The sequence below is a fragment of the Pseudalkalibacillus sp. SCS-8 genome (assembly GCF_040126055.1).
Lineage (GTDB): Bacteria > Bacillota > Bacilli > Bacillales > Fictibacillaceae > Pseudalkalibacillus > Pseudalkalibacillus nanhaiensis.
This window is the reverse complement of the sequence record NZ_CP143541.1, coordinates 727003-740711: the sequence shown is the minus strand read 5'-3', so window position 1 is coordinate 740711 and position 13709 is coordinate 727003. Positions and strand designations below refer to the sequence as shown.

Sequence of the window (13709 nt, the reverse complement as noted above, 5' to 3'; positions counted from 1 at the left end):
GTCGTAAATTTCAAAAAAAACTTTTACTGTTAAAAAGAGTAACTATTCCTTCACCGCTCCAGATGTTAATCCGGATACGATTCGTCGTTGGAACATGAGTACCATGATTACTAATGGAATCGTAACGACGACTGTAGCTGCCGAAATTTCTCCCCAAGGGATCGTGAATTGTCCTTGGAACATCGCGATACCGACAGGGACGGTTTTATACGCCTCTTCCGTATTCAAAACGAGCGCAAATAGGAATTCGTTCCATGCCGCAATGAAGACGAGAATCGCTGTTGTGAAAATTCCAGGAACCGCTAAAGGAAGGATGACCCTCCAGTACGTCTGCATGATGCTCGCACCATCAATCCTTGCTGCTTCCTCAAGATCAAATGGAATCTTCCGGAAGAATGTAACCAGAATCCAGATGGATAATGGGAGTGTGATGGTTGTATATGGAATGATCAAACCAATATAACTATTGGTCAGACCAAGGTTTTTCAAAATAATATAAATCGGTGAAATTGTCGCAACCTGAGGGAACATCGATACGGATAGGACAAGGCCCAATATGATCGTTTTCCCTTTGAATTGCATCCGCGCAATCGCATAGGCTGCAAAGGATGCGATGAACACGGTATAAATCGTCGTCACACCCGAAACAATCAAACTGTTTTTCAAATAAACCAGAAATGGATGGTTCACGAAAACAGATCGATAGTTTTCCAGAGTCGGATCTGAAGTATAGGGTATGAATGCTTTCTCACCGAATAATTCAGATACCGGCTTGAACGAACTGATCAGGATCCATAAGAACGGAAACATGACCAGAAAAATGAACACGAACAATCCTATATAAAATAATGGTCCAGCTTTCTTCTGCATTCAACTCACCCTTTCCCTTCCTTTATTTCCTATCATCCAACAGGTCTTTACCAAGTAACGAAATGTAGATGATCGAGATGATCGCGACACAAATGAACACGATGACAGAAAGTGCAGAACCTTCTCCGAAGTTCGATTGTGCGATCATGACCTTATAGGCAAGGAGGGAGATGGTTTCCGTTGAATTGGCTGGTCCTCCACCTGTCAATACAAAAATCAAATCGAATACCCGGAAGGCATCCAACGTACGGAACAACAAAGCAACTAGGATACTTGTCTTCAATAACGGCAACGTAATCGTGAAAAACTGCTTCAGCTTCCCGGCACCATCGATCGCAGCTGCTTCATACATGCTCTTTGGAATCGTCTGAAGACCTGCGAGAAGTAAAAGCGCCATATATGGTGTCGTTTTCCAAACATCTGCGAAGATCACCGAGAACATCGCTCCGGTATCATTCGTCAGTAGTGTCGCCATACGTTCAATGATCCCGATTTCTTCAAATATTTTTGCGACAATACCGTTTTGTCCGTCATAGAGGAATTTCCACATGAGGGCCGCTACGACGGTTGGAATGGCCCACGGAATGAGAATTGACGCTCTGACCAGACCTCTTCCGAAGAAGGCTTTGTTAATCAATAGAGCAATCATAAGACCGAGGACAAGCTCAAACGCAACCGATACAACGGTAAAAACGACCGTATTCCAAATCGAAAGCCACATCCGTTTATCGGTCAGATTTTTCGCATAGTGATCGAATCCGATGAAGTTCGGTTGTATGACGGATTCTGAAAGAGCAGAACTCAACCCCTGGACTGCATTTGCATCCTCAAGATCATCCAGTGTTTTCAATTCCTTTTTGACGGAATTCAAGATCTGTTGAATTTCAATGGCCCTTTCCTTTTTAACATCAATCATCCGTTCATCTGAACCGACCTTTTCAAAGTTCATGAGCTTTTCGTCAATAGCTTCATATCTCGCTGCAATTTCTTTATCTTTAAGAAGTGTTGCATCCAATTGATTCAAATCTTCTTGGACAGATTTCAGTTTCTCTGCTTCTTCCCCACTCACTTGATTCAGTTCTTTATCCAACGCACCTTGCAGAAAAGGATAGTTATCCAGGTACCGCTTCAAATCAAGCGTATAACTCGTATGTACCTCTGATTTGGTCGGGTCGTTCAATCTCATATCAAACATGGAAAAATAGAAGGATTGCAGCACCGGCCAAATGGCGATGGTAAGGATCAATAACAGAGAAGGTGCAATCAACAGATAGGCGATCGTTTTTTCCGATAATTTTCTTTTCTTCTTCGGCTTTGAAGTGTTCTCACTCAACCGACCTTCACACCTTTCAAAGATAGAGGCTGACTCTATCGGATCTGTGCGTTCCTTTGAATAAAGAACGTGTGATACGACATGGAGTCAACCTCTCAAATTTCATTATTGCATGGCTGCATCAATTTTCTTCTGCATGTTCTTTGCTGCTTCTTCAGCTGTCACTTTACCTGTAATTGCTTTCGAAATTTCGATCTGGATGATTTCGGAGATTTCAGGATAGTTCGGTACAACCGGACGAGAAACCGCATTGTTCAGTGCATTCACGAATCCTTCTTCTTTAAAGAACGGATTTGCTTCAAGTACTTCTTCGTCCTCAAACAAGGATGGAAGTGTAGGAGCTAGTCCACCATGAATCGCAGAAATCTTCTGCCCTTCTGGTCCCGTCATAAATTTCAAGAATTCCCAAGCTTCTCGAGGGTGCTCTGTGTATGCATTGATTGCTGTCATCCATCCGCCAAGAGCTGCAGCTGATCCAGCATCACCCTTCGGTAGTGGTGCGACACCTACATTGCCGACGATTTCAGATTGATCTTCGTCATTCGCCAATGCATATTGATATGGCCAGTTACGGATGAAAGGAGATTCACCTTCAATGAAAGAAGTATGCGATTCTGGTTCTGTGAAGGTTGTAATGTTTTCTGGAACGAAATCAGCGTTCGCCACTTCAACCATTTTCTTGATTCCTTGGATAGCCTCTTCGCTATCGACCACGACTTCACCGTTCTCATTGACGATTTCTCCACCGTAAGAGGCGATGAACTCAACAGCATTTGTAACAAGTCCTTCATATTGCTTGGCTTGCATCAAATAGCCGAACTTCGTTCCTTTTTCACCTTGGAGCTCGTCAGCCTTTGTGATCAATTCATCCCAGGTTTGTGGTACATTACCTTCTTCCACAATATCGGTTCTATAAAACAACATACCCGCATCGATGAACTTAGGCAGTGCCCATTGCTTTGCATTGAAGTTTGCTGCGCTTAGAGCACCCTGGTTGTAATCATCCAGATTGATATTATCCTTTTGGATGAAGCGATCCAATGCCATGACATACCCGGCTTGTGCAAATTCAGCCGGCCAAACGACATCCAGGTCCATCACATCGATTTCGCTTGATTTTCCGTTTAGTGCAGTGACATATGCATCGTGTTGCGCACCGGAATCGGATGGCATGTCACGGAATTCAACATCAATATTCGGATACTTCTTTTCGAATGCTTCGATGATCTTGTCAGTTGCCTTTGTAGCATCCTTACCTCTTGCATATACGATTTTCACCTTTTCATCTGAATCCTTCTCGTCAGCTCCATCTTCTCCGGACTCATCCCCAGAACATGCTGCAAGAACGAGCACAAAGACGAGCATCAGTGAAAACAAGCTAGTCCATTTAGATTTACGCATTACGAATCCTCCCCTTGATTTGTTTCATCGTATGGATGAAATGGAATCGATTCCACATCCGGTTTTAAAAGAAACTTGGCTGCCCAAGTTTGTATATGAATTTTGTTCGTTTTAATCAAAATGATAGATTCCAAGTCATGTCGATTGTCGGATGATTAATTCGAATGGCAGCTCCACTCGACGGTATTTTGTGAAGTCTTTTGATTGGATCTGATCGATCATCAGCTCCATTGCGGTTTTGCCAAGTAGATTGATAGGCTGTTTCACAGTTGTAATGCCCATCAGTTCAGCAATCGGTTGATCATCGAACCCAATGACAGCAAGGTCTTCTGGAACCTTATAACCGTTCTTCCTTGCTTCATGAATCAAACCGGCTGCCACTTCATCACTACCCGTAAATACTGCAGTCGGTCGATCCTTCTGATGAATGATCCGGTAAAAAAGTCTTTTACCACCCTCGATAGAGAATTGATTTGAAAACATCCATTCTGGCTGAATCTTCAGGTTTGCCTGCTGCATCGCTTTTATGTATCCTTCTTCGCGGTCTTTTGAGACACGACTGACACCCGGCTCAGAACTACAAAAAACAATCGATGTGTGACCTCGGTCGATCAGGTGCTTTGTTCCGATGTAGCCTCCCATCACTTGATCAAGATGAGCTGTCGGAACCTTGGCTGAATAATCATAATCATTACAAAGGACAATCGGTCCATATACCAAATATGGTTCAATTTCCTTCCAATCGTTTTCCATCGATGTAAGAATCAATCCATCGATCTGTTTCCCTTTCAGGATCTGCAAATAGTTCAATTCTTGCAGTTTATTGTATCTTGTCTGACATAATAAAAGCTGAAAACCTTTTTCGACTGCAACCTCTTCCATTCTTTCAACCAATTGACTGAAGAAAGGATTAGTAAGTCTCGGTACATAAACAGCAATGGTTTCTGTACTTTGCTTACGTAGCTTCTGTGCATTCGAATTCGGAACATACTTCAATTCGAGCATCGCCTGCTCCACAAGTTTCTTTTTCTTCTCACTGACATAAGGATGCTGATTGATCACCCTCGATACAGTCGTCCGTGAAAGCCCAGCTAGCTTGGCTACATCTGATATCGTCGCCATATCATCTCCTACGTATAGGATATGCCCCCTTTCAAAATGTTGCAGATGAACGATTTATGAAATCGTTTTCATACTGCGATTATAGTGAAATGTCAGAATAATGACAACCCCTAAACGCGAAAGTGTCAGACACTTTTTCAAACCCCTGTTATATCGGGATTTTTTGACGGTGTCTGACACTTCTAAAAGGCCTTAGTACATCAACATTTATTATTGGTGCCTGACACCTCCTTAGGAAATGCATTTCAAAAATGTATTGTAATCGTTTTCATTTTCAGTTATGGTTTTAACTAACGCATTATCCGAAACGTTTTGGAGGTTTTACAATTGGCGACGATTAAAGACATTGCAAAGTCTGCCGGAGTATCTGTAACTACAGTATCGAGGGCTTTAAATGGTTATTCAGATGTAAGTGAAAAAACAAGAGCAAAAATCAAACAAATCGCAAATGAACTTTCTTATAGTCCAAATGGTGTCGCCAGAAGCTTAGTAATGAACCGCACCCATACAATCGGTTTACTCGTCTCTGAGTTGAATCGGCAAGGGTCGAAGGACAACTTCACTTTTGAAATCCTGTGTGGAATCAATGATTTCTCAAGCAAATCTGGTTATGACTTGGTTTTATTCAGTACAAGCTCAGCCGAACAGAAGCTGAAGACATACACCCAGCTTTGCAGGGAACGTCAGGTAGATGGGGTCATTCTTCAGGGAATCAAGACAGACGATCCTTATCTAGAGGAAGTGTTGGAAAGTGATATACCATGTGTGCTGATTGACATCCCGATTCGACATGATCGTGTAGGCTCTATTACGACTGATAATCGTTATGGTGCAAAATCCGCAACTGAACACTTAATTCAACTAAAACACCGAAACATCGCTATGATTAACGGGCATGGTCAAGCTTTTGTCAGCCAAGAACGATTAACAGGCTATAAAAATGCATTAGACAATGCATCCATACCCTACAAGGATGAATGGGTCATAAATGGGCAGTTCGACGAGGATATTGCCAAAGAGAAAACCATTGAGCTGTTGAAGAAGTATCCTGAAATCACCGCCATCTTCTGTGCTAGTGACTTGATGGCTTTAGGTGTACTACGTGCTGCTAAAGAATTGGAACTAAATGTTCCCACCGACCTGTCGGTGGCTGGGTATGATGATATCATCTTGGCCAACTATGCAACCCCTTCACTGACAACGGTATCTCAGGATATCTACCAAATGGGCTATGAAGCGGCCAGTCTTTTAGTTGATATGCTGGATCGCCAATCATCGCCCCAACAACGCATATTACCGACTAAACTTATCAAAAGGGAATCAACTGATATCGCATCATCACGATAACAGGAGGATCCCTGTTATTTACCACGTTATCCGAAACGTTTCGGGACATCTCTTGAACACTTCTTCCAAAACGTTTCGGTTTCGGTACAGTAGCTTTCCGTAAAGATTAACCAACAACAGGAGGTCACAGATGGATTATCGCGTGATTAAAGAAAACGATTTATTTCTACTAACAAATGAAAGCGGAAACATCCCCACAGACCACCCTTATGGTCTAGGGTTATATACGAAAGACACACGTTTCTTAAGTCAATATTCAATGAAAATCAATGGCATGGATCCCATTCTCCTCTCTTCCGATGCCAATGAGAACTACGTTTCAACTCTACTCCTAACCAATCCTCATATCGAAAATGATGGAGAGGTCGAATTATGGAGAGAGTCCATTGAGATTATGCGTAAACGCTTTATTTTTGATGGTGTGCTTTATGAGAACATCGTGGTGAAAAATTATAATCCACAGACTGTCACCTTCCAATTAAGCTTACATATGGATGCTGATTTCAAGGATATGTTCATCGTTCGGGGCTTCCAGCATGGAGAAGTCGGCAGTATCTCAGAATACATGGCAGACGACCACTCCTTATCAATCGCGTATGAAGGAGCCGATTCCATAAAGAGAAAGACGAAAGTCATGTGGGACAAAAAACCATCTAAAGTGCACCAAGCTGGAGATATCCATTTTGATTTCACACTCTCCCATAGTGAAAGTGAATCGATCCAGTTAACGGTTTGCCCGATTACTGGAAATGAAAACGTTCAGCCAATTAATCCTGAACAAGCATTGAGCCAACTAGAGTCTTCGTACCAATCGTGGGACGAATCGACGACTAAAGTGACTACTGACAATAGTGAACTTCAAAATCTACTAGACCGTAGTTTGAAAGATTTAAGAGTTTTATTGAACGATATCGGATATGGGTCATTCCCTGTTGCCGGCTTACCATGGTTTGGAGTTCCTTTCGGTCGGGATAGTTTAATTACAGCTCTTCAAATGTTGCCTTATGAACCTAAGGTGGCTAAAGGAACTCTAAAGACCATGGCAGCTTTCCAAGGTGAAAATCATGATCAATGGCGTGATGAGCAACCGGGTAAGATCATGCATGAATTACGGAAAGGTGAGCTCGCTAATACGAATCAGGTTCCATTCACACCTTATTATGGATCCATTGACTCGACACCACTCTTTCTTGTATTACTTGCAGATTATGTGAAATGGACGAAGGACATCGATACCTTCAAGGAATTACTTCCGAATGTGAAAGCGGCATTAACATGGATTGATGAGTACGGTGATCGGGACGGGGACGGATTCGTGGAATATCACCAAGAATCTTCAAAAGGGATCGCCAATCAAGGGTGGAAAGATTCTGCAGATTCCGTTGTCCATCGAGACGGAACTTTTGCACAATCGCCGATCGCATTGGCTGAAGTGCAGGGCTATGTTTATCAAGCAAAGACCGAGATTGCTAGACTATTCCGTTATCAAAATGATGAAGAAACAGCAAACCGATTAGAAAAAGAAGCAGCTTTGCTCAAAGAGAACTTCAACCGTGCGTTTTGGATGGAGGATGTCCAATTTTTCGCCATCGCCTTAGATAAAGATAAAAAACAAGTCGGTACCATAACATCCAATCCAGGGCACCTCTTGTTAACAGGTATCCTGGATACTGATAAAGCTCATCTCGTCAGCGAAAAGCTCGTCTCCCCTTCGATGTTTAGTGGTTACGGCATCCGTACCATGGGAGAAGGCGAAGCAGCCTATAATCCGATGAGCTACCATGATGGCAGTGTTTGGCCACATGATAATAGCTTAGTCATTTTAGGTATGAGCAAAACCAAAAATATAGACCCGTTCAATAAGGTCATCGAAGGTCTGATGGATGCTTCAAGATCATTTGAATATCATCGTTTACCAGAACTATTTTGTGGCTATGACAATGGGCGCGGCAAGCCGATCAAGTATCCTGTCGCTTGCTCACCACAAGCTTGGGCTGCTGGGACACCACTAACGTTCATCCAATCTATGCTTGGCCTATTCCCGGATAGCCTGAGCGGCCATATCAGTCTTAATGTAGCTTTACCAGATTCATTGAATTCCATATTGATTGAAGACTTATCGATAGCAGGAGGTGTTCTTTCATTAAGGGCTGAGAAAGCTGAAGGCAAAAACAATGTCCACATTCTACAAAATACAACCGGTCTGGAGATCATCATCAATAACTGAATTCAAAAATTTGAAAGGGGTAAATCATAATGAAAGCAAAAAAGTGGGTCAGTACATTAAGTATCACCGCAATTGTATTCAGCAGTGTGTTAGTAGGTTGCAGCAGTAACGATAAAAACAGCAGTGATGATGGAGAGAAAGTTGAAATCACACTTAGCGGCTGGGGCGGAAATCCTTCCGAGAAAAAACTTCTCCAGCAGACTCTTGATGACTTTGAAGAAAAGCATCCGAATATTGATGTCAAACTGGACATCATTTCGGATCAATACATGGATGTAATGAAAACACGTTTAATCGGTGGCGAAGCGGCCGATGTGTTTTATCTAGACGCATTTGAAGCTCCAGGTCTAATCAAAACTGGAGTGCTCGAACCACTTAACGAGTATGTTACGGATGAGTTTGATATAGAGGATTTTGAAAAACCGATGCTGGAAGCCTTTAAGAAGGACGAGACGTATTACGGTTTTCCAAAGGACTACTCTACCCTCGCTCTCTTTTATAACAAAAAAATGTTTGAAGAAGCTGGGATCTCCGAACCTCCAAAAACATGGGAAGAATTACGCCAGGTTTCTAAGCAATTAACGGATGGAACAGATCGCTTTGGATTTGGAGTAGCGCCTGAGCTTGCACGTCTCCAATATATCGCAGAATCAGATGGCGGAGATGTCGTGAAGGAAGGGAAAGCCAATTTTGCAACTGAACCGGTCATCGATGCCCTTCAACCAATTGTCGACCAGCACTTGGAAGATAAAACGTTAGCTGAACCTTCAGAAGTGGGCGCTTCTTGGGGAGGAGAAATGTTCGGTCAAGGAAAAGCGGCTATGGTCATTGAAGGGAACTGGGCGATTCCTTATTTAGAGGATACCTTCCCTGAATTGGAGTATGGCACAGCAGAAGTCCCCCAAATCAACGGAAAGCAATCCACGATGGCTTACACAGTGGCATATGTGATGAACAAGCAATCTGAACATAAAGAAGCTGCCTGGGAATTGATTTCCTATTTGACAGGTAAGGAAGGTATGGAAACTTGGACAAGCAAAGGATTTGCACTCCCTACACGTAAATCCGTCGCTGAAAAACTTGGCTATGATGAGGACCCTCTTCGTTCTGCACTGGTTGCTGGTGCTCCTTATGCGACAGTTTGGCAAGACAGCCCTAACCTGCCAATCATCACGAACAATTTCAACAACCAGTTCATTTCAGCTTATTTAGGAGAGCGCCCATTGGATGAAGCATTAAAAGATGCACAAAAACAGGCGAACAAAGAAATAAAAAAGAATTAAGGTGAGCGATTTCGCTCCCTTTATTCTTTTAAAGCAATTTGGAGGGGACTTTTGAATGAGGAATTCACGGAAATTTAGCAAAAGGATGTTGAGAGAAGCCGGTCAAGGTTATACTTTCATGTTTCCAGTCATTTTCACTCTGGGCCTATTTGTCATCGGACCCATTCTCTATGCCATCTACCTCTCGTTTAACGATGTTCAACTATTAGGTGGAACAAGCTATGAATTCGTAGGTCTCGAGAACTTCAAAGAAATTTTTTCTGATTATCGTGCACAAGTTTCACTAAAGAATACGATTTTCTATGTGGCCATTGTTGTGCCATCTCAAACAATCCTCGCCCTGGTTCTAGCAGCAACGTTGAATGCTGGATTGAAGGGACAAAAATTTTTCCGTATCGTCTATTTCTTGCCGACCTTAACATCATCCGCTGTCCTTACATTGATCTTCATGTGGATGTATAACCAAAATGGACTGATCAATCAACTTCTGAAGATTGTAGGACTTCCGACTTACAATTGGATTGGGGATCCGGCCATTGCCTTGAAAGCAATCATGATTATGAACATTTGGGCTACTGCTCCCTTTTTCATGGTCATCTATTTAGCAGCCCTTCAGGATATTCCTGAATCACTCTACGAGGCTGCTGAACTTGATGGGGCGAATGCGATTCAAAAATTCTGGTTCATTACCGTTCCCTATTTGAAACCAGTCACTTCGTTTGTCGTGATCATGGGAATCATCGGTACCTTCCAATTATTTGACCAATCTTACATCTTCTCTGGAGGCGATGGTGGACCGAACAACTCCACACTTACAGTCGTGCTATTGATTTACCAATATGCATTCAAATCTTTAGGTACGATGGGATATGCCGCTGCATTAGCCATCGCTCTTGCAATCGTCATTTTCGTCGCTACTATTATACAGCGGAAATTCGATAAAGAAGAATCTCTTTATTAGGTGGTGATTTTACTTGCGCTCCTTCAATTTTAAGAAAACTTTGCTGTATGTCGTGCTCTGTATTTATGCGGTCATAACCTTGGTACCCTTTTTATGGGCTTTGTCCTCCTCCTTCAAAACGTTAGAAGAAATTGTAAGAGGGACAATATCTTTTATACCGGAAAACTTTACGCTCAATAATTATAAGGAAATCTTCGTCAATCAAGAACTCTTTCCGAGGTGGTTGCTAAACAGTGTCATCATAGGCGTAATTGGAACAGCTTTGAACCTGTTATTCAATTCGATGGCTGGTTACGCTCTCGCCCGTCTCCGTTTTCCAGGGAGAAAAAGTCTTTTCTTGATCATTCTGGCCGTCTTGATGATCCCGATGCAAGTGACAATGATACCAAATTATTTGATTTTGAAATCCCTAGGGTGGCTCGATACGTATCATGGCATGATCATACCTGCGATGGTGAATGCAACGTTTATATTCATGATGAGACAATTCTTCATCAACTTTCCAAAAGAGCTCGAAGAATCTGCCGCGCTCGATGGTTTAAGCCGTTTCGGTATTTTCTTCAGAATCGTACTACCGCTCGCCAAACCAGCATTAGCTGCTCAAGCGATCTTTGTTTTCATGGCGTTATGGAATGATTTCATGCGTCCATTAATCATTCTTTCTAGTCCTGAGATGTTCACTCTTCCACTGGGATTGAATTCTTTTAAAGGACAGTTTATCAGCTATTGGAATTACATCATGGCCGCTTCAATGGTCTTTACACTCCCGGTGCTGGTGATCTACATGTTCTTCAACAGATTCTTCATTAAAGGAATCTCCTTCACTGGTGGAAAATGAAGAAGTGTCAGGCACTTTCCAATCCCCCTCATCCCGAGCGGGTTCTGGAAAGTGTCTGACACTTTTGTTTTATGATTATTCAGCTTTATGAACAAGCGGGGTTAGCGTATCTTCATACATGACCCATAGCTGGTGAAGGGCACGTGTGCATCCGACATACATGAGTTTGGCATCGTGATCGTTCAACCGGTAACGGGTTGGATCTGCATCAATCATCAATACCGCATCGAATTCAAGACCCTTCGTCAGATACACAGGAATGACGGATAATCCGCCTTCGTACTCGGATTGATCCGCTGTTATAAGCTTGGCGTCAATTCCTCTTTTGACTAATTCGTCATGAAGTCTTCTGCAATCCTCCGCTGTCCTTCCGACTAGAGCGACACTCTCAAACTCTGAATCCATCACTTTCTCTAACACATTCACGATCTTTTCTATGCGGTCCTGTCCGCTGTAGCTGACTTCCTTTACTGGCTCTCCACTTCTGAAAACAGGCTTTGCAAGACCGCCTGTGTGCTTCATCGTTTCAAGGATCCGGTTCGCATATTCAATGATTTCATACGTGGATCGATAGCTTTTCTCCAACTGGACGTACTTGCTTTTCCGCTCTTCAAACACGTTTTCGAATTCCTCCCAGCTGTCGATTCCTTTATAGGAATGGATCCCTTGGGAGATATCGCCTAAGATCGTAAAGGAGTCCTCCAGTGCATTTGATTTCAACACAGCAATATGGAATGGTGAGAAATCCTGGGCTTCATCGATGACAATATGCTGATAGGTGAAGTGCTTATCCTTTCCTACAAGCCTCTGATGGATCCACAACAATGCCGGTAAATCTTCCGCTCTCACCTTCTTTTTGCTCAAGAATTTTCTTGTATCAGAAACCACATCATCAGGCAGATATTCCTGAATTCCCTCTGCAAACTTTGGAATTTCCGTCTTCCGGAACAATTCTTTATAAAAGGTGGACGCATTATGATCAGGCCAGGCCTTCATAAACTGCTTCAGCTTCTGATCGGCTTGTTTTTTCCGATTCTTCCGCTCATGGGGTAACGTTTCATCAACCCGTTCCTTCACCCATTTTTTCAACTTCTTCATCATCCGGTTTCGTCGGACGGAGATCGGAAAATGCATCTGTCCCTTATCCCAGCTTCTAATTGAAGCTGCACTTAACTTACAATCCTCCCACAAAATAAGGTCCTGATTTGGAACAACATCATTCTCAAAGCGCTGGATCGCCTCATCTATCGCATCTTTATAAGCTAGAGCACCTTTTATTTTTCCAGGTTCTAGCTCACCATTGATCCCTTCAGGTCCATTAGAGAAATAAGCATCCAAGTCATGATCTTCTTCCAGAACGGTCATCTTTGTACCAAGGATTTCTTTCGCCCATTCCGTGAACGTTGTCTGTTGGATGCCGCCGACTCCCAGTTCTGGCAGAACATTTGAGATATAATCCAAAAACATCCGATTCGGCGCAAAAATAACCATTTGACTCGCACTCAATTGATCACGATAGTGATAAAGGAGATAGGCCAGTCGGTGGAGGGCGACAGTCGTTTTCCCTGACCCCGCAACACCTTGGATGATGAGCGGCCTATTTTTTTCTGCACGAATGATGTGGTTCTGCTCCGCTTGGATTGTCGAGACGATATCCCTTAACCGATTGTCTTTCTTATCACCGAGCCTGTAGAGAAGAAATTCGTCGGTACCCGCAGTTTCATCGCTTCCCTTCACATACGTATCCACAACCCGTTGGAGCTTTTGATTCCTGATGACCACATTCCGTTTCAGATGAATATCGCCCTCGACTATACCATCAGGGGAAGCATAATAAATGTCTTCTTCACCACCACTGTAAGAATAAAATAAGCTTGCAACAGGTGCACGCCAGTCAATCACCATCACATCATTGGTCAAGTCCTTGGAGATACCGACTTTACCGATATAAAGTTCATCAGGTGACCCCTTACCGTCTTCATGAAAGTCCAATCGCCCAAAAAATGGCTCATCCTTTGCAATCCTCAAATTGCTCCGTGTTTGTTCCCTGCTATCATCAATCGCTTGTTCCGTAATATCGTCCCCATAGTAGCGAGGAATTTTTTCTAACCTTTCCAGCTGACCTTCAATTTCCGCAGCGATTTTTTTGAGTTGCTGCTTCTCCTCTTCAAAGGCACTTTGAATCTCATTCTTCAAGTTCAGTTACCTCCTCATCGTTTAATTTTCAGAAAAATAAGACAGAATATTGATTTTACCAAAGTTTGTAACTTTAAGCAATCACAAATCATATCTTTTTAAATGTAAAAAGCGCACCCTTAAAAATACAT

10 protein-coding genes are annotated in these 13709 nt (G+C 42.7%); 5 read left to right on the top strand and 5 right to left on the bottom strand.

Translation table 11 applies throughout. The annotated features are described in order from the left end of the window. Nucleotides 1-42: 42 nt before the first annotated feature. The 4 genes from V1497_RS03770 to V1497_RS03755 all read right to left on the bottom strand — a co-directional run bounded on the left by V1497_RS03770 (nucleotide 43) and on the right by V1497_RS03755 (nucleotide 4726). On the bottom strand, nucleotides 43-870 hold the full coding sequence (locus V1497_RS03770) for a carbohydrate ABC transporter permease (RefSeq protein ID WP_349409638.1): 828 nt from the start codon (nucleotides 868-870) through the stop codon (nucleotides 43-45). A 22-nt stretch (nucleotides 871-892) separates the two neighbouring features. Beyond that, nucleotides 893-2203 (bottom strand): carbohydrate ABC transporter permease, encoded by a 1311-nt coding sequence (locus V1497_RS03765; RefSeq protein ID WP_349409637.1) that lies wholly within the window; start codon nucleotides 2201-2203, stop codon nucleotides 893-895. A 105-nt stretch (nucleotides 2204-2308) separates the two neighbouring features. Next, nucleotides 2309-3604, bottom strand: a complete 1296-nt coding sequence (locus V1497_RS03760; RefSeq protein WP_349409636.1) for an ABC transporter substrate-binding protein — start codon at nucleotides 3602-3604, stop codon at nucleotides 2309-2311. Between the two features lie 135 nt (nucleotides 3605-3739). Beyond that, nucleotides 3740-4726: a LacI family DNA-binding transcriptional regulator gene (locus V1497_RS03755; RefSeq protein WP_349409635.1), complete on the bottom strand. Its 987-nt coding sequence runs from the start codon at nucleotides 4724-4726 to the stop codon at nucleotides 3740-3742. 327 nt (nucleotides 4727-5053) lie between these two features. Here V1497_RS03755 and V1497_RS03750 point away from each other — a divergent pair, with 327 nt between their 5' ends. The 5 genes from V1497_RS03750 to V1497_RS03730 all read left to right on the top strand — a co-directional run bounded on the left by V1497_RS03750 (nucleotide 5054) and on the right by V1497_RS03730 (nucleotide 11382). Beyond that, complete coding sequence (locus V1497_RS03750) at nucleotides 5054-6073, top strand: LacI family DNA-binding transcriptional regulator (RefSeq protein WP_349409634.1); 1020 nt, start codon at nucleotides 5054-5056, stop codon at nucleotides 6071-6073. Nucleotides 6074-6203: 130 nt separating this feature from the next. Continuing rightward, nucleotides 6204-8300, top strand: a complete 2097-nt coding sequence (locus V1497_RS03745) for an amylo-alpha-1,6-glucosidase (RefSeq protein WP_349409633.1) — start codon at nucleotides 6204-6206, stop codon at nucleotides 8298-8300. A 29-nt stretch (nucleotides 8301-8329) separates the two neighbouring features. Continuing rightward, nucleotides 8330-9583 (top strand): ABC transporter substrate-binding protein, encoded by a 1254-nt coding sequence (locus V1497_RS03740; RefSeq protein WP_349409632.1) that lies wholly within the window; start codon nucleotides 8330-8332, stop codon nucleotides 9581-9583. A gap of 55 nt (nucleotides 9584-9638) precedes the next feature. After that, nucleotides 9639-10544, top strand: a complete 906-nt coding sequence (locus tag V1497_RS03735; RefSeq protein ID WP_349409631.1) for a sugar ABC transporter permease — start codon at nucleotides 9639-9641, stop codon at nucleotides 10542-10544. A 13-nt stretch (nucleotides 10545-10557) separates the two neighbouring features. Beyond that, entirely contained in the window at nucleotides 10558-11382 is an 825-nt protein-coding gene (locus tag V1497_RS03730; RefSeq protein ID WP_349409630.1) for a carbohydrate ABC transporter permease, read from the top strand. Between the two features lie 75 nt (nucleotides 11383-11457). Here V1497_RS03730 and V1497_RS03725 read toward each other — a convergent pair whose 3' ends face one another. Next, complete coding sequence (locus V1497_RS03725) at nucleotides 11458-13566, bottom strand: HelD family protein (protein ID WP_349410740.1); 2109 nt, start codon at nucleotides 13564-13566, stop codon at nucleotides 11458-11460. Nucleotides 13567-13709 lie beyond the last annotated feature (143 nt).